Origin of the sequence: Microbacterium resistens, from assembly GCF_021172025.1 — a bacterium.
GTDB lineage: Bacteria > Actinomycetota > Actinomycetes > Actinomycetales > Microbacteriaceae > Microbacterium > Microbacterium resistens.
On sequence record NZ_CP082781.1, the window covers coordinates 1,162,696 to 1,179,207 of the forward strand.

Below are 16,512 nucleotides of genomic sequence, written 5' to 3' on the forward strand. Positions count from 1 at the left end.
GAACAGCATGACGACGTTCGACCCGCCGCGCCCCTGGACCGCCAGCTACGCCGACGGGGTCCCCGAGGATCTGGCTCCGGTCACGGGCTCGCTCGTGGACATCGTCGAGGCCTCCGCCCGCGACTACCCGGACGCCCCCGCCCTCGAGTTCTTCGGGAGGACGACGAGCTACCGCGATCTGCAGGCCGCGATCGAGCGCGCCGCCGCAGGCCTCGCGGCGCGGGGCGTGCGCGCGGGCGATCCGGTCGCGATCGTGCTCCCGAACTGCCCGCAGCACATCGTCGCCTTCTACGCGGTCCTCCGCCTGGGCGCCGTCGTCGTCGAGCACAACCCGCTGTACACGCCGCGCGAGCTGCGCAAGCAGTTCGAGGACCACGGCGCGAAGCACGCGATCGTCTGGAACAAGGTCGTCGACACGGTCCAGGCGTTCCCCGCGGACCTCGCGGTCACGAACCTCGTCTCGGTCGACGTGACCCGGGCTATGCCCGCGCTCACGCGTCTCGCGCTGCGGCTGCCGGTCGCCAAGGCACGGGAGTCGCGAGCGGCGCTGACCACCCGGGTGCGCGGCACCGTGCCCTGGGAGTCCGTCGTCGCCGCCGCGCCCCTGCCGACCGCGCACCCGCGCCCGCGGACCGACGACCTCGCGATCATCCAGTACACGTCGGGGACGACCGGTACGCCCAAGGGCGCGTCCCTCACGCACCGCAACCTCCTCGCGAACGCCGCGCAGGCGCAGTCGTGGGTGCCGTCGATCACGCGCGGAGACGGCTGCGTCGTCTACGCGGTGCTGCCGATGTTCCACGCCTACGGGCTCACCCTCTGCCTGACGTTCGCGATGTCGATGGGCGCGCGCCTGGTCCTGTTCCCGAAGTTCGACCCGGATCTCGTGCTCGCCGTGACCAGGAAGCACCCCGCGACGTTCCTTCCGCTGGTCCCGCCGATCGCGGAGCGTCTGCTCTCCGCCGCCCGCGCCAAGGGGGTCTCGCTGGCGGGGACCGAGGTGGCCATCTCCGGCGCCATGGCGCTGTCCCACGACCTCGTCGTCCCATTCGAGGAGGCGACCGGCGGCTACCTCGTCGAGGGCTACGGGCTCAGCGAGTGCTCCCCGGTCCTGATGGCGAACCCCGTCGCCGACAACCGCGTGCCCGGCACCGTGGGTCTGCCGCTGCCGGGAACCGAATGCCGGGTGGTCGACCCCGAGGACCCGACCACCGATGTCGCCCCGGGAAGCCCCGGCGAGCTCGTCGTCCGCGGCCCGCAGGTGTTCTCCGGCTACTACGGCAAACCCGAGGAGACCGAGGCCGTCTTCGTCGACGGCTGGTTCCGCACGGGCGACATCGTGACGATCGACGACGACGGCTTCGTGCGGATCGTGGACCGGATCAAGGAGCTCATCATCACCGGCGGCTTCAACGTCGCCCCGACCGAGGTGGAGGGCGCGCTGCGCCAGCATCCGGACGTGGCCGACGCCGCCGTCGTGGGCCTTCCCAGCGAGCACTCCGGCGAGGAGGTCGTCGCCGCCATCGTCGTCGACGGATCGACGGACGTCGACGTGGAGGCGATCCGCGAGTTCGCACGCAGCATCCTCACCCCGTACAAGGTTCCGCGGCGGATCTTCGTCGTCGACGAGCTTCCGCGCTCCCTGATCGGCAAGGTGCTGCGGCGCCAGGTGCGGGACAAGCTCCTGGCCCTCACGAGCGGATCCTGAGCCGAGCCCGAGCCGCCCGGGGCCGGTGGATCCGCAGCCGAGGCGCTACGGTTGGGAAGTGGCCCCTGACGATGCGCAGCTGAACGACTCCCCCGACGACGCCGAGGGCGGCGCGACGCCGCCCGGTTTCGACGCGCTCGGCATCACCGGTCCTGTCCTGAAGGCGATCCGCGACCTCGGCTACGAGACGCCGTCGCCGATCCAGCAGGCCACGATCCCGACGCTGCTGAGCGGACGCGACGTCGTCGGGATGGCGCAGACGGGAACCGGCAAGACCGCCGCGTTCGCCCTGCCGATCCTGGAGCGGCTGGACACCTCTGCCAAGACGCCCCGCGCGCTGGTGCTGGCGCCGACGCGCGAGCTCGCCCTGCAGGTCGCCGAGGCCTTCGAGTCGTACTCCGCCCACATGCGCGGCGTCCACCTCCTCCCCGTGTACGGCGGCCAGGGCTACGGCGTGCAGCTGTCGGCCCTCCGTCGCGGGGTGAACATCGTCGTCGGCACGCCGGGGCGCATCATGGACCATCTGGCCAAGGGGACGCTCGACCTCTCCGAGCTGGAGTACCTCGTCCTGGACGAGGCGGACGAGATGCTCAAGATGGGCTTCGCGGAGGATGTCGAGCAGATCCTCGCGCAGACGCCCGAGGACAAGCAGGTCGCGCTCTTCTCCGCCACGATGCCCGCACAGATCCGGCGGATCGCGCAGCAGTACCTGCGTGATCCCGAGGAGATCTCGGTCAAGTCGAAGACCGCCACCAACGCGAACATCACCCAGCGCTATCTCGTCGTCTCGTATGCGCAGAAGGTGGACGCGCTCACCCGCATCCTCGAGGTCGAGAACTTCGACGGGATGATCGTGTTCGTCCGGACCAAGAACGAGACCGAGACGCTCGCCGAGAAGCTGCGCGCCCGCGGATACTCGGCCGCCGCGATCAACGGCGACATCCCGCAGAACCTCCGAGAGCGCACCGTCAACCAGCTCAAGGACGCCAAGCTCGACATCCTCGTCGCCACGGATGTCGCCGCCCGCGGACTCGACGTCGAGCGCATCAGCCACGTCGTCAACTTCGACATCCCCACGGACACCGAGTCCTACGTGCACCGCATCGGGCGGACGGGGCGCGCGGGCCGCACAGGCGATGCCATCAGCTTCATCACGCCCCGTGAGCGCTATCTGCTCGGCCACATCGAGAAGGCGACCCGCCAGCAGCCCACCCTCATGACGCTCCCGACGACCGAGGACGTGAACTCGACCCGACTCGCCCGCTTCGACGACGCGATCACCGCGGCGCTGCAGGAGACGAGTCGGATCGAGGGCTTCCGCGACATCATCGCGCACTACGTGCGCCATCACGACGTGCCGGAGGCGGACGTCGCGGCTGCCCTCGCGATCGTCGCGCAGGGCGAGACGCCGCTGCTCCTGGATCCGGAGAACGATCCCCTCGCCCGCGCGGTGGCGGCCGACAACCGTCCCGTCCGGACGAAGGAGAGGGACGCCCGCGGACCGCGGACCGAACGGCGCGGACGCGGCGACTACACGCCGTACCGGATCGAGGTCGGCCGCCGTCAGCGGGTCGAGCCCCGGCAGATCGTGGGGGCCCTGGCGAACGAGGGCGGGCTGGGCCGCGACGACTTCGGCGCGATCTCGATCAAGCCGGACTTCTCGATCGTCGAGCTTCCCGCGAACCTCGACCCGGGGGTCCTCGATCGGCTGCGCGACACGCGGATCTCCGGCCGGCTCATCGAGATCAAGCCCGATCGGGGCGTGCCGAACCGCCGTGGTCCGCGCGACGCCGATCGACGCGCTCCCCGCGACGCGGACCGCCCGCGCCGGGCCGAGGACCGCCCGCGGCGTGACGAGGACCGGCCGTACCGCAAGCCCCGCCACAAGGGCTGACACGAGGCCGAGCCGCGCCGACGCGTGATGGTGCGGTCGCGGGGGTCACCCGCGCCGCCCGGACGCCATGGCGTGCCCGTCAGTCGAGAGCAGCCGGTCCCTCGGTGACCAGGACGTGGAACTGCGCCGCGTCCAGGATCCGGATGCCGAGCTCCTCGGCCTTGGCGAGCTTCGAGCCGGCGCCAGGCCCCGCGGCCACGAAGTCGGTCTTCTTCGACACCGATGAGGCGGCCTTCCCCCCGGCCTTGATGATCGCCTCCTGCGCGCCGTCGCGCGTGTACCCGTCGAGGCTTCCGGTCGCGACGACGGTGAGCCCTTCGAGCACGCCGCCCTCGGCGACCGCCGCGCCCGGTCCGGGATGACCGGGCGTCGTCCACTGCACGCCCGCCTCGGCCCACTGCCGCACGATGTCCTGGTGCCAGTCGACCTGGAACCACTCCACCAGGGAGTCGGCGATGATCCCGCCCACCCCCTCGACGGCGGCGAGCTCCTCCCGCGACGCCGCACGGATGGCGTCGAGCGATCCGAACCACTGCGCGAGCGCCCGTGCCGCAACCGGGCCGACGTGACGGATGTTGAGGGAGACGAGCAGCCGCCACAGCTCCTTGGTCTTCGCGCGCTCCAGCTCGGCGAGGAGCTTCATCGCCTGAGACGACGGCTGCGGCCCCGTGCGCCCCTCCTTCTTCTCCGCCGCCGTCGGGTTGCGCCGGAAGGGCGCACGGGTCTTCACGATCCCGTCCTCGTCCTCCTTGGGCAGCCCGGTCTCCGCGTCGCGCACGACGACCTCGATCGGGACGATCTGCTCCAGGCTCAGCGTGAACAGCCCCGCCTCCGTCTCCAGCGGCGGCGTCTCCGGACGGCTGGGCTGGGTCAGCGCGGCCGCGGTGACCTCGCCCAGCGCCTCGATGTCCAGAGCGCCGCGGGAGCCGATGTGCTCCACCCGCCCGCGCACCTGCGCCGGGCACGACCGCGCGTTCGGGCAGCGGAGGTCGATGTCCCCCTCCTTCATCGGCCGGAGCCGCGTCCCGCACTCCGGGCACCGCTCCGGCATCACGAACTCGCGCTCGGTGCCGTCGCGCTTGTCGACCACGGGGCCGAGGACCTCGGGGATCACGTCGCCGGCCTTGCGGAGCACCACGGTGTCCCCGATCAGCACGCCCTTCGCCTTCACGACGTCCTTGTTGTGCAGCGTGGCCTGGCGGACGACGCTTCCCGCGACGTGGGCGGGGGCCATCACCGCGAACGGCGTCGCACGCCCGGTCCGGCCGACCGAGACGACGATGTCGAGCAGCGTCGTCTGCACCTCCTCCGGCGGGTACTTGTAGGCGATCGCCCACCGAGGAGCGCGGCTCGTCGCGCCCAGTTCGTCGTGCAGCGCGAGCTCGTCCACCTTGACGACGATGCCGTCCAGCTCGTGCTCGATGTCGTGCCGGTGCTCGCCGAAGTGCGCGACGACCTCCACGACCTCGTCGACCGAGGAGCACACCCGGGTGTGCGGGCTCGTCGGGAGCCCCCACTCGGCGAGGAGCTCGTACACCTGGCTCTGCGCGCCGACCGGCGGGTCGGGCCACGCCCCGATGCCGTGCACGTACAGCGCGAGCGAGGCGATGCGCAGGAGCCCGGCCTCGAGCTCCATGCCGTCCTTCTTGTCGATCTGCTGCCGGAGCCCGCCGCTCGCCGCGTTCCGGGGATTGGCGAAGGCCGGGAAGCGTCGCGCAGCGGCGGCCCGCGCCTTGTCCTCATCGAAGGGGCGCTTGGATCCGCTGCGCGCCTCCCATCGCGCGAGCGCCTCCGCGTAGGCGCGCTCCCGGAACTCCGCCTGGGCGGCGTTGAGCCGTTCGAAGGCGGCGACCGGGATGAACACCTCGCCGCGGACCTCGACGATGCGCGGGTGACCGGTGCCGCTCAGCCGCTGCGGGATCCCCGCCACGCGAAGCGCGTTCTCGGTCACGATCTCGCCGACGCGCCCGTCCCCCCGCGTCGCGGCGGAGGTCAGCACACCGTCCTCGTACCGGAGGTTGATCGCGAGGCCGTCGATCTTCAGCTCGGTGAGCCAGGCGACCGGGCGCCCCGCGGCGGCCTGCGTCTTCGCCGCCCATTCGCGCAGCTCCTCCACGGAGAAGACGTTGTCGAGGCTCAGCATCCGTTCGGCGTGCTCGATGGTGGCGAGCCCGGTCGCCTCGGCGGCGCCGACCATCTGCGTCGGCGAGTCCTGCCCCTGGAGCTCGGGATGGAGCCGCTCGAGCTCCTCCAGCCGGTGCATCCAGCTGTCGTAGGTCGCGTCGTCGACGATCGACGTGTCGCGACCGTAGTACGCGTCCTTCGCCTCGAGGATGCGAGTGGTCAGCTCCTCGGCTTCGACGCGGGCGTCCTGCAGCGAGATCTCGTTCTCCGGCACCGCCCCAGTCTACGAGCGGCCACGGACGTTTTCCGGGCGCGGCGTCCCCTGCCCGCCGCCCGGAGGCGCCCCGTGACGACCGGGCTCAGGGAATCCGGACGGCGCGGCAGGCGAGGTGCAGCGCCAGCCGGGCCTCGGGATCGCTCATGTCGATGCCGAGCAGCTCCTGCACCCGGCGGATGCGGACGGCGACCGTGTTGCGGTGCAGTCCCAGCGCGGACGCCGTCGCGGCGATCCCCGACTCATGGTCCAGGTACGCCGCCAAGGTGGTCAGCAGCTCTCCCCCGCCCTCGCGCAGCGGGGCGAGCAGCGACTCGGCCGCCGGCACGAACGCATCGTTTCCCGTCCACGCCAGCAGCAGCTGCTCCAGCCCGAGGCTGTCGACGCGCACGAACCAGCCGGTCGCCGAGCGCGCCGCGGCGATGCGCGCCGCATCCCCGGCCTCGTCCAGCGTCACGGCCAGCCCGGCGACGGCGGACTGCAGCGAGCCCACCCCGGTGGCGACGGGGAAGTCGCGCATCGCCGCGACGTGGAGCTCCCGCAGCGCGGCCACCGCCCGCTCCACGCGTGCAGGCCCCGGCGCTTGCGCGAACGTCAGCCAGCCGGTCACACCTCGTCCGGCGGTCGTCGCGTGCGCCTCGGCGTCGATCGCGCCCAGCCCCGCCCGAAGCGAGCGCAGCAGCGAGAACGGGTCCAGCCGGCCGCGCGCGGCCATGTGGAACCCCAGATGATGCCCCTGGGTCCGCCACCCGCGCTCCGCCATCCGTCGCTCGACGTCGTCGTCCGCGGCGCCGCGGAGATCCAGGAAGTCGCGCAGCAGCGCAGAGGACACCGCCGCGTCGTTGACCGCGGCGACCTCGTCGATGAGGATGCGCGCGGCGATGGCGGGCATCGCGATCTCCGCGGCGACGGACAGCGCCTGCAGCTGCGCCTCGCCGAGTCCGTCCCCGAAGATCGCGAGCCGCAGCCCGGTCCGGCCGGGGCTGTCGACGCGGACGGACGCCGCCGCCGCGCCCTCGGCACGGGCCAGGTCGGTCCACGAGTCGAACCCGATCGCCGCATGCAGCTCCTCGCGGAGGTGCCCGCCCGTCTCCAGCACCACGCCGGTCCGGTCGATGAGCGCCACGCCCCGCCCCAGGTTCGCCGCGATATGCCGCAGCAGATCGGCGAGGTCCGCCGCGGAGTATTCGAACGACTGCGCCACCTTCCGCACCAGCCCCAGGGTGAGGGCGTCGCGCGCCTCGATCAGCATCCAGCAGGACCGCGCGAGCTGGACCGGCCGGGCCACGTCCAGCAGGCTGAGCCTGAGGCGATCGGCGAGGCGGCGCGCTCCCTGATCGACCTCCGACGCGCCGGGGACGGCGAGAGCGGTGTAGCCGCGGTCCCGCACCCGCCGGATCATCGCGTCCTGCTGCCACGTGGTCGCGGGCATCCGCGTCATGAGGATCGCGAGGCGTCCCGTGCCGGGATCGCCCAGATCCTCCTCCCGGCTCTCGACGGCGACCGCCTCCCACTGCGCCTGCGCGGGCCCCGCGATCAGGCGGAGGCCGCCGGTGCCCGGCTCCGCGAGCAGCGCCGACAGGCTCAGGCCCGCGCTCACGCGGCATCCAGTTCGACAAGCCCGTAGGCGGAGGGCCGAACGTGGCGCGCCCGATCGGGCCGCGCCTCCCACCAGGCCGGGGCCGGGATCGCCAGCACCGCGACATGACGGGCGAGCGAGAGGTCGGTCACCTCGAGGATCTCGCGCGAGACCGCGTCGATCACGACGATCACCGTGGGTGACGACGCGACCAGCCGCCCGTCGCTGACGAGCGCGAGCGTCTCGGATCGGGTGATGATCCGGTGGACGGTCCCGTCGGTGCCGGACACCTCGACGGCGCTCACGTGCGGATCCGCGGCGTACGGTGCGGACGAGAGGATCCGCCCCTCCGCGAGCAGGCGCGCGCCCAGCGCGTCGGCCAGCTCGGCGAGGGAGCGCCCCGAGGACCGGACGAAGGCCCGTCCCAGCTCGCGGGCGTGCGCGAGGTGCCCCGGGATCGCGTGCTCGCGCAGGTCGCCGACGGTGAACCCCGCGAGCACGGCCCCTCCCGCGCCTCCCGCCTGGATGATCGCCGCCCGCACGACGCGCTCGGCATCGATCGCCCGTCCCGCCTCGACGAGCGCCACGCCTCCGGCGCCCGTCTCGCAGGCGAACACCAGCCCGGGCACCCGGTCGACGAACAGCGACATCTGATCGAGGCCCGGCACGGCACGCCCCGTGCAGTCGGCGTCGACCACCGTGTGCGACCCGGCGAGCAGCAGCGGGGCCAGGCCGTTCAGTCCGCCCCCTTCGAGGGAGCAGACCGCCGGCACGGGGTGTCCGAGCCAACGCTCGACCGCGCCCAGCAGCGGACGGAACGGATCGCTTCCCGGCATCCGTTCCCCGAGCAGCATGGTCGCGCCGACGAAGGCGACCCCGAGGCACGGCGTCGCGGGATCCAGCTCCTCCGGCAGGGCGGCCTCGACCGGCCACGACCCCGACCCGGCGAGCATGAGCTCCAGCATGGTGGTGGAGCCCCCGCCGCCCGAGCCGAGCAGCGCGTAGCCGCGTCCGAGAGCGGCCAGGTCCTCACGCCCGATCCGGCTCGCCATGGGACCAGCCTAGAGCGTGGACCCTCGGTCGCCCGATGCGGCCGGCTCCTCCACGACCAGGTCCTCCACGGGCACGAACCGCTCGTCCAGTCCGAACGCCGAGGGGCCGAAGGCGGCGAGCGCCTCCGGGGTGCGCATCATGTCCGGCGTCGAGATGCCGAGCACCCGCACCCGCTGACCGTAGCGGAGCCCCTCGGTGGTGACCGGCTCGGCGCTCTCGTGGTCGACCACGCAGATGAGGTCCGGCACGATCGCCACCAGCCGTCCGCCCCGACGCGCGACGAGGTTCTCGTTCTGGAACGAGATCTCGAAGGGATCGCCCTCATCGCCGAGCGGCGCGATGATCGCGCGTCCCTTCGCGAAGCCGTCCGTCGTCCGCCGTTCGACGTCGATCACCTTGCCCACGCAGAGCTCACGCACATGGGCGTAGAGGGTGCGCGACAGCGTGTCGGCGATCGCCGCGAACGGCGAGCGGTGCTCCTCGCGCGCCAGGCGGATCGCCCGCCCCAGCGCCAGCGCCATGGAGAGCGTCCGGGGAACGGCCGTGCGGCGCACGTCCGCACCGCTCATCGCGTACTCCGCGATGTGGCCCACGCCGCCGAGCCGGATCGTGATCCCCCGCGCCAGCCATTCCATCTGCCTGTCGTCGTCACCGGTGTCGATCACGACCCTCTCCCCGCGCTCCCCCGCGAGCGCGAGCGGGGAGCCGTGCACCCCGTAGACCGCGAAGGTCTCCATCGACAGCTCGGGGAACGCGCGGCCCATGCCGTCCGCATCGACGACCGGCAGGCCGGTCTCGGCAGCGACGACGAGGGGGATCATCGAGTTGATCCCGCCGCATTCGATCGGCATGGTCGCGTCGGCCGTGCGTCCGAGGTGCTCCTCCAGGGTGCGCAGCGCCAGGGTCGGCTCCGTGCCCGCCGGGATCTTCTCCACCATCACCGTGGGCGCGCCCATCTGCGCGGTCGGGATGACGAACAGGTCGTCGGCGAGCTCGTCCGGGTCGAGCACGGTGATCGCGCCGTCTCCCAGGACGCGCTCGACGAGCATGGTGCCGATGTAGGGGTCGCCGCCCCCGCCGGTGCCGAGCAGGGTCGCGCCCCGCGCGAGGTCCGGCAGATCCGCCGCCGTCAGCTGCCAGCTCATGCCACCGGCTCCGAGGCGCCGGCCGTCGAGAGCGTCCCGTCGAAACGACGCGCGGGCGTGTCGTAGCCGAAGTACCCGGGGCCCACCATGGCCAGGGCCTCCGCGGAGTGCCAGCGCTCGTCCGCGGGCGCGGCGATCACACGGACCCGCTGGCCGTACCGCAGGCCCTCGGTGGTGATCGGCTCGCCCGAATCGCCCTCCAGCACCATGATCAGATCCGGTGTGGTGGCGAGCACGTCGCCGTCCTTCTCGGCGACGAGGTGCTCGTTCTGGAACTGCAGCGTGAGGGAGGTCCCGGCGTCCCCGTCGATCCGGGCGCGGCCGCGTGCGAACCCGGTCGTGGTCGCGCGCTGCACGTCCACGACCTTGCCGTCGAAGAGCTCACGGCCGCCCAGGAGGATGAGGGCCGCGTCGACCGGGTCGGTCTTGTCCTCCCGTGCGGCGGCGATCGCCTGGCCGATCGCGATGCAGCGCGAGAGCGATCCCCGCACGAGCGAGGTGCGCGCCTGCGTCCCCGACATCGAGAAGCCCGAGATCATGACGGAGCATCCCATCTCCACGCAGGCGACGCGGGCGATGCGTTCCGTCCACGAGTTGTCGACGGTCTGCAGGACGCCGGTGTTGCCCTTCTCGTCGCTGAACGCGAGCGGCGACGCCGTCACGCCGGAGAGGGTGGGCAGCACCATCTGCAGTTCGGGGAACGCCCGCCCCATTCCGTCCGCGTCGATCAGCGGGAGGCTCAGTGCCGCCGCGGCGGCGATCGGGATGGTGGAGTTGACCCCGCCGACCTCCGCACAGGCGATGTGGGTGACAGCGCGGCCCAGGTGCACGCCGAGGGCGCGCACCGGTTCGACGACCTCGGCAAGACTGGGCAGCTTCTCGACCATGACCGTCGGGGCGCCCATCATCGCCACGAAGAGCACCAGGGCGTCGTCCGGGACGTCGTCCAGATCGACCACCGTGAGCTCGCCGGAGCCGAGCGCCTGGCGGGCCAGCAGGGCCCCGATGTACGGGTCTCCCCCGCCCCCGGTGCCGAGCACCGCTGCGCCGCGGGCGAGTCCGTCGATGTCCTCTGCCGTGATGGTCCGGGTCATGTCACGCCCCCATGTCCAGGTCGCCGACCGCCTTCGCGCGGATCCGCGTGGCGTTTCCCGGCAGGTACGGGATCGGCACCTCGTCGAAGTCGATGACGGAGACCGTGGACGGCTTCGCCCCGGCGGCGATCGCCTTGTCGACCGCCTCGGCGCGCACCTCCGCGATGGTCTCGTCCCTGCGGCCCGGCGCGATCGCGTAGACCTTGTCGATCTCGCCTCCGACCTGGGCGATCGAGGCACCGATCGCGTTGGCGACCGCGTAGTTCTCCGGGCGGTGCACGGTCCCGAACAGCGGCAGCTCGTCGGGCAGCAGGATCGATCCGCCGCCGACGGCGACGACCGCGATCGGATCGGGCGAGGTGCGCATCCGGTCCACGGCCTCGGAGACCCGCTCGGCGATGCGCTCGAGCACGCGCGCGACGAACGCGGGGTCGAGGTGCGCGACCTTGGAGGCGTCGCCCACCTCGGCCCGCCCGGCCGCCACCGCGATGTCGGTCGCGGTCAGTGTGCTGCCGCCGAAGACGAGCGCCTCGGTGGTGAGGCGATAGCCGACGGAGGCGGGGCCGACCTCCCCCGTCTCCTCGTCCACGATGCTGCCCCCGCCGATGCCCAGCGAGAGCACGTCCGGCATCCGGAAGTTGGTGCGGATCCCCGCGACCTTCACCTCGTTGGCCGTCTCCCGGGGGAAGCCGTTGATGAGGAGCCCGACGTCGGCCGTCGTTCCGCCGACGTCGATCACCGCGCAGTCGGCGAGCCCGCTGGTGGCCGCGGCCCCGCGCATGGAGTTGGTCGGGCCCGAGGCGAACGTGGCCACCGGGTATCGGCGCACGTACTCCTCGTCCATCAGGGTGCCGTCGTTCTGGCTGAGGAAGATCGGCGCCTCGATGCCCTGCGCACGGACCGCTGCGGTGAGGCCGTCGACGATCTCCGAGGCGAGCTCGCGGAGTGCGGCGTTGATGATCGTGGCGTTCTCGCGCTCCAGCAGCCCGATCCGGCCGATCTCATGCGAGAGCGAGATCGCCACGTCCGGCCCCAGCACCGCGCCGACGATCTCGGCCGCCTGGGTCTCGAGGTCGTGGTTGACGGGGCTGAACACCGACGAGATCGCGACCGAGCGCACCCCGTTGGCCTTCATGTCCTCCGCGTGCGCCCGGAGCTCTTCCGGGTCCAGGGGCGAGATCGGACGACCGTCGAACTCGTACCCGCCGTGCGCGAGGTAGCTGCGCGCCTGCGTGGCCTCGACGAGGACCTCCGGCCAGTCCACGAGGGGCGGGAGGGCCCGGGTCGCCGGAAGGCCCAGCCGCAGCGCCGCCGTCGGCGCCAGCCGGCTGGCCTGCACGAGCGCGTTGATGAAGTGCGTGGTTCCGATCATGACCGCGTCGATGTCCCCGCCCTCGAACGAGTGCCCCGCTCGGAGGTCCTCGATCGCCTGAACGATCCCGCTCGTCACGTCCGGGGTCGTCGAGTGCTTCACCCCGGCCAGGGTGCGGGTGCCGTCCATGAGGACGGCGTCGGTGTTGGTGCCGCCGACGTCGATGCCGATGTGCATGGTGCTCGCTTTCGTGTGGAGGATTCGGGACCGGTCAGGCCGCGGCGCGCGCGGTGTCGGCGGAGGCCGCCTGGCGAGTGGTGGCGACCCCGACGCCGTGCACCCAGCCGAGCTTGCCTGCGACGATGTAGAGCACCATCGAGAGGAACAGGCTGAGCAGGGACGGGATGCCCCAGGTGACGAAGTAGCCGACCAGGGACGAGACCAGCCAGACGACGATCGTCGCCGGGACGATCCGCGGGGCGGTCGCGGGCAGCGTCCCGGCGTCGCGCGTCGCGTCCAGCGCGGGGCGCCAGCGCCGCACCACGTAGTACTCCGCGACCATGATCCCCGCGATCGGCGGGAACGCGACGCTCAGCACGACGAGGAACTCGGTGAACTGCCCGAGGATCCCGACGGCCGCCAGCACCGATCCGACGACGCCGAGGACGATCGTCGTCGTCACGCGGTGCAGGTTCTTGCCGAAGGCGGTGGAGATGAAGTTCACCAGGCCGAGGGTCGAGGAGTACAGGTTCCAGTCGTTGATCTTCAACGTGCCGGTGAGGACGATGAACAGGCCCACGAACCCGACCGAGGAAGTCACGATGGCGACGATGTCGCCGGTCGCCGCCGCGTGCGCCAGCAGGACGCCCGCGAGACCGATGACGAACTCCCCGAGCGAGACGCCCACGACCGTCTGCTTCACGACGTCCGCCCGGGACCGGTTGAACCGGGTCATGTCCCCCGTGATGATCGCCCCCACGATGAGGCCGCCCGCGACGATACCCGTGCCCGCCCACACGCTCATCGTCGGCCCCGGCGCCGGACCGGTGACCAGCTCGACGAGGTCGTGGCGGGTGAGCTCGCTGATCACGGACCAGCCGACCAGGATCAGGAACAGCGGCACCGTGATGTTCGCGAGCCACTGCATGCCGACGAAGCCGAAGGCCACGATCGCCGTCACCGCGAGGCCGAAGATGAGGCTCCAGGCCCAGACCGGCAGCGCCCCGGGCATGAGCGCGTCCAGGGACTGCGCCGAGATCGCGGACTGGATGCCGAACCAGCCGATCAGGCTGATGCCGATCGCCAGGCCGACGAGCGATGCGCCGATCTCGCCGAAGCCCGTCCAGCGGGCCAGCAGCGCCGTGTTCAGCCCTTCACGCTGGCCGATGAAGCCGACCACGCACATGATCACCTCGAGGATGAGCGAGCCGAAGAGGAACGCGAGGAATGCCTCGCCGAAGGTCATGCTGTAGCCCAGGGTCGCGCCGAGGAGGAACTGCGACAGCGCGGACACCTGTCCGAACCGCTGGACCGCGATCCCGAACCAGGGCTTGCGCGCGTCGGGAGTCACCCGGGAGAGCGCGAAATCATCGGTGTGCGCCATGCGTGCCATGAGGTTTCCTTCGGGAGGAGGACGGGTTGTGGCCACCGTAGTCAGCGCAGTCCTCCAGCGAAATGTGCATACTGCACGCCCGAGCGCATCGGATGTGCACTCTGCACGCTTCCCCGGCCGCTTTCCGAATGTCTCTCCCCCGGCTCCCCCTGCGCCAGCGACCGAGGCAGGTCCCGCGAGACCCCCTCTCCCCACCCAGACCCCCTCCCAGATACGACTCTGAGAGGGGGTCTCGGCGCGGAGAGGGGGTTTCGGCGAAAGGAAGGACGGACCAACGCGGACCGGGGAAGCGAAGGGTGCGGGGGGGGACGGAGATGGGTCAGACGGCGGCGGGGACCGCGGACACCGTGGCGTCGATCGTGAACTGGCCGAGCACGCGCGTGCCCGCGTAGAGCACCGCGCTCTGCCCGGGGGCCACGCCGTCCAGCGGCCGGTCGGGGACCACGCGGATCCCGTCCTCGCCCACGAACGCCCGGGCGGGCACCGGATCCGCGTGCGCGCGGATCTGCACGTCGCACACGAACTCGTCCTCGTGCGGCGCCGCCCCCGCCCACGACCGGCGGTGACCCGAGATCTCCGCGATCGCGAGAGCCTCCTTGGGCCCCACCACGACGGTGTTGCTCACCGGGCGGACCTCGAGGACGAAGCGCGGCTTGCCGTCCGGCGCCGGGACGCCCAGGCGCAGCCCCCGGCGCTGGCCGACGGTGAACGCGTGCGCGCCGTCGTGGGAGCCCACCACGGCGCCCGAGCGATCGACGATGTCGCCCTCGGCGCTGCCCACCTTCTCGGCGAGCCAGCCGCGGGTGTCGCCGTCCGGGATGAAGCAGATGTCGTGGCTGTCCGGCTTCTGCGCGACGCTGAGCCCGCGCTCGGCCGCCTCGGCGCGGACGAGGGCCTTCGAGGGGGTCGAGCCCAGCGGGAACAGCGTGTGGGCGAGCTGCTGCGCGGTGAGCACGCCGAGGACGTAGGACTGGTCCTTGGCGGCGTCCGACGCCCGGTGCAGCTCGAGACCGTCCTCCCCGTCGACCAGGGTCGCGTAGTGCCCGGTGCAGACCGCGTCGAAGCCGAGCTCCAGCGCACGCTCCAGGAGCGCCGCGAACTTGATCTTCTCGTTGCAGCGCAGACACGGGTTCGGGGTGCGTCCGGCGCGGTACTCGGAGACGAAGTCCTCGATGACGTCGTCCCGGAAGCGCTCGGAGAAGTCCCAGACGTAGAACGGGATGCCGAGCCGGTCCGCGGCGCGGCGGGCGTCCATCGCGTCCTCGATCGTGCAGCATCCCCGGCTGCCGGTGCGCAGCGTGCCGCCGGCCCGGGACAGCGCGAGATGGACGCCGGTGACGTCGTGCCCCGCCTCCACGGCGCGAGCCGCGGCGACCGCGGAGTCCACGCCACCGCTCATCGCCGCCAGGATCCGCATGTCCCCAGTCTACGAGCGCTCGCCAGGGCGAGGGCCGGACGAGCGTCGCTCAGCGGTGCCCGGCGGCGCGTCGGTGCACGTCGCCGATCACGGCGGTCACCGCGTCGACGTCCTCGTCCGCCGTCGTCCGCCCGAGACTGAACCGCAGCACGCGCCGCGCCTCCGCCTCCGAGCGCCCGAGCGCCTGGACGACGTGGGACGGCTCGGCGACCCCCGCCTGGCAGGCGGATCCCGCGGACGCGGAGATGCCGGCCTGATCGAGCAGGAGCAGCATGCTCTCGCTCGGCGCCGCGGGGAAGAGGATGTTCGCGTTGCCGGGGAGCCGGGACGGCCGGTCGCCGTCCCCGTCCGGGTCGCCGAGGAGCACGGCGCCGGGGACCGCGGAGAGGACGCCGTGGACGAGGCGCTCCCGCAGGGCACGCAGTCGCCGCCCCTCCCCGTCACGTTCCTCCTCCGCGCACTCGGCCGCCCTGGCCAGCGCCGCGGCCCCCGCGATGTCCTGCGTGCCCGGCCGCAGCCCGCGCTGCTGCCCGCCGCCGTGCAGCAGCGGGGCGATCCGCGCGGTCCGCGAGACCACGAGCGCCCCCGTGCCCACCGGCGCTCCGATCTTGTGCCCGGCGACGCTCATGGCGACGAGGCCGACGCCCGCCGGCGCATCCGCGCGCAGGACGCGGAACGGCACCGCGACGTGCCCGAACGCGGCGACCGCGTCCAGATGCAGCGGGACGCCCACCCCCGCGGCGACCCGAGACAGGCCCGGTGCGTCGTTCACCGTGCCGACCTCGTTGTTCGCGACGAGAGCCGTGGCCAAGGCCGCCCCATCGTCCGCGAGCCCGCGGGCGAACGCCTCGAGCGGGATGCGGCCGACCCCGTCGACGGGCACCGGGATGACGCGGGCGCCGTCCGCGGCGAGCGCGGCGACCGTGTCCAGCGTCGCGTGATGCTCCCCGTCCGGGAGGATCACCGCATCCCGGTCGTCCGCACGCCCTTTCCAGAGCCCCTGGAGCGCCAGGTTGACCGACTCGGTGCCGCCGGAGGTGAAGACCACCTCGATCGGATCGGCGTCGAGCACCGCGGCGAGGCGTTCCCGCGACTCCTCCAGGATCCGGCGCGCCTGCTGTCCCGCGCCGTGGGTGGACGAGGCGTTCCCCACGACCGCGGAGGCCCGGATCCACTCCTGCGCCGCCTCGGGGCGCAGCGGGGACGTCGCGGCGTGGTCGAGATAGTGCACACGACTACTCTCGCACCCCCGTGCCGTTCGGGATCCGCGCGGCTGAGACGCGGTGGCGGCGTTCCTGGG

General features: G+C 72.5%; 11 protein-coding genes. 2 read left to right on the forward strand and 9 right to left on the reverse strand.

Features of this window, described 5'->3' with window-relative positions; genetic code table 11:
- The first annotated feature begins 7 nt into the window (after positions 1-7).
- Together K8F61_RS05705 and K8F61_RS05710 are read left to right on the forward strand one after the other, a co-directional pair.
- Entirely contained in the window at positions 8-1,708 is a 1,701-nt protein-coding gene (locus K8F61_RS05705; RefSeq protein ID WP_067243238.1) for a long-chain-fatty-acid--CoA ligase, read from the forward strand.
- A gap of 58 nt (positions 1,709-1,766) precedes the next feature.
- A complete protein-coding gene (locus K8F61_RS05710) occupies positions 1,767-3,602 on the forward strand; it encodes a DEAD/DEAH box helicase (protein ID WP_418888075.1) in 1,836 nt (611 codons plus the stop codon).
- Between the two features lie 79 nt (positions 3,603-3,681).
- Here the strand turns inward: K8F61_RS05710 and ligA are convergent, their stop codons facing one another.
- From ligA to K8F61_RS05755, 9 genes are all read right to left on the reverse strand, one after another.
- Positions 3,682-6,000 carry an NAD-dependent DNA ligase LigA gene (gene ligA / locus K8F61_RS05715; protein WP_231820992.1) on the reverse strand — a complete coding sequence of 773 codons (2,319 nt, stop codon included), beginning with the start codon at positions 5,998-6,000 and terminating at the stop codon, positions 3,682-3,684.
- 85 nt (positions 6,001-6,085) lie between these two features.
- A complete protein-coding gene (locus tag K8F61_RS05720) occupies positions 6,086-7,600 on the reverse strand; it encodes a PucR family transcriptional regulator (RefSeq protein ID WP_231820993.1) in 1,515 nt (504 codons plus the stop codon).
- Positions 7,597-8,631 (reverse strand): S-methyl thiohydantoin desulfurase domain-containing protein, encoded by a 1,035-nt coding sequence (locus tag K8F61_RS05725; RefSeq protein WP_219084782.1) that lies wholly within the window; start codon positions 8,629-8,631, stop codon positions 7,597-7,599. Before K8F61_RS05725 ends, K8F61_RS05720 begins: the two co-directional genes overlap by 4 nt.
- Positions 8,632-8,640: 9 nt before the next feature.
- Positions 8,641-9,777 (reverse strand): DUF917 domain-containing protein, encoded by a 1,137-nt coding sequence (locus K8F61_RS05730; RefSeq protein WP_231820994.1) that lies wholly within the window; start codon positions 9,775-9,777, stop codon positions 8,641-8,643.
- Complete coding sequence (locus tag K8F61_RS05735; RefSeq protein WP_231820995.1) at positions 9,774-10,871, reverse strand: DUF917 domain-containing protein; 1,098 nt, start codon at positions 10,869-10,871, stop codon at positions 9,774-9,776. Before K8F61_RS05735 ends, K8F61_RS05730 begins: the two co-directional genes overlap by 4 nt.
- A 1-nt stretch (position 10,872) precedes the next feature.
- Entirely contained in the window at positions 10,873-12,420 is a 1,548-nt protein-coding gene (locus tag K8F61_RS05740) for a hydantoinase/oxoprolinase N-terminal domain-containing protein (protein ID WP_067243233.1), read from the reverse strand.
- A 34-nt stretch (positions 12,421-12,454) separates the two neighbouring features.
- Positions 12,455-13,795: a purine-cytosine permease family protein gene (locus K8F61_RS05745; protein ID WP_219084779.1), complete on the reverse strand. Its 1,341-nt coding sequence runs from the start codon at positions 13,793-13,795 to the stop codon at positions 12,455-12,457.
- Between the two features lie 319 nt (positions 13,796-14,114).
- A complete protein-coding gene (gene mnmA / locus K8F61_RS05750; RefSeq protein WP_157517879.1) occupies positions 14,115-15,212 on the reverse strand; it encodes a tRNA 2-thiouridine(34) synthase MnmA in 1,098 nt (365 codons plus the stop codon).
- 49 nt (positions 15,213-15,261) lie between these two features.
- Complete coding sequence (locus tag K8F61_RS05755; protein WP_231820996.1) at positions 15,262-16,443, reverse strand: cysteine desulfurase family protein; 1,182 nt, start codon at positions 16,441-16,443, stop codon at positions 15,262-15,264.
- Positions 16,444-16,512: the final 69 nt, after the last annotated feature.

Bases quoted from the DNA above. Each gene is read 5' to 3' on its own strand.
- K8F61_RS05705 (WP_067243238.1), top strand. From the start codon at position 8: ATGACGACGTTCGACCCGCCGCGCCCCTGGACCGCCAGCTACGCCGAC.
- K8F61_RS05725 (WP_219084782.1), bottom strand. From the start codon at position 8,631: ATGGCGAGCCGGATCGGGCGTGAGGACCTGGCCGCTCTCGGACGCGGC.
- K8F61_RS05730 (WP_231820994.1), bottom strand. From the start codon at position 9,777: ATGAGCTGGCAGCTGACGGCGGCGGATCTGCCGGACCTCGCGCGGGGC.
- K8F61_RS05735 (WP_231820995.1), bottom strand. From the start codon at position 10,871: ATGACCCGGACCATCACGGCAGAGGACATCGACGGACTCGCCCGCGGC.
- K8F61_RS05740 (WP_067243233.1), bottom strand. From the start codon at position 12,420: ATGCACATCGGCATCGACGTCGGCGGCACCAACACCGACGCCGTCCTC.
- K8F61_RS05745 (WP_219084779.1), bottom strand. From the start codon at position 13,795: ATGGCACGCATGGCGCACACCGATGATTTCGCGCTCTCCCGGGTGACT.
- mnmA (WP_157517879.1), bottom strand. From the start codon at position 15,212: ATGCGGATCCTGGCGGCGATGAGCGGTGGCGTGGACTCCGCGGTCGCC.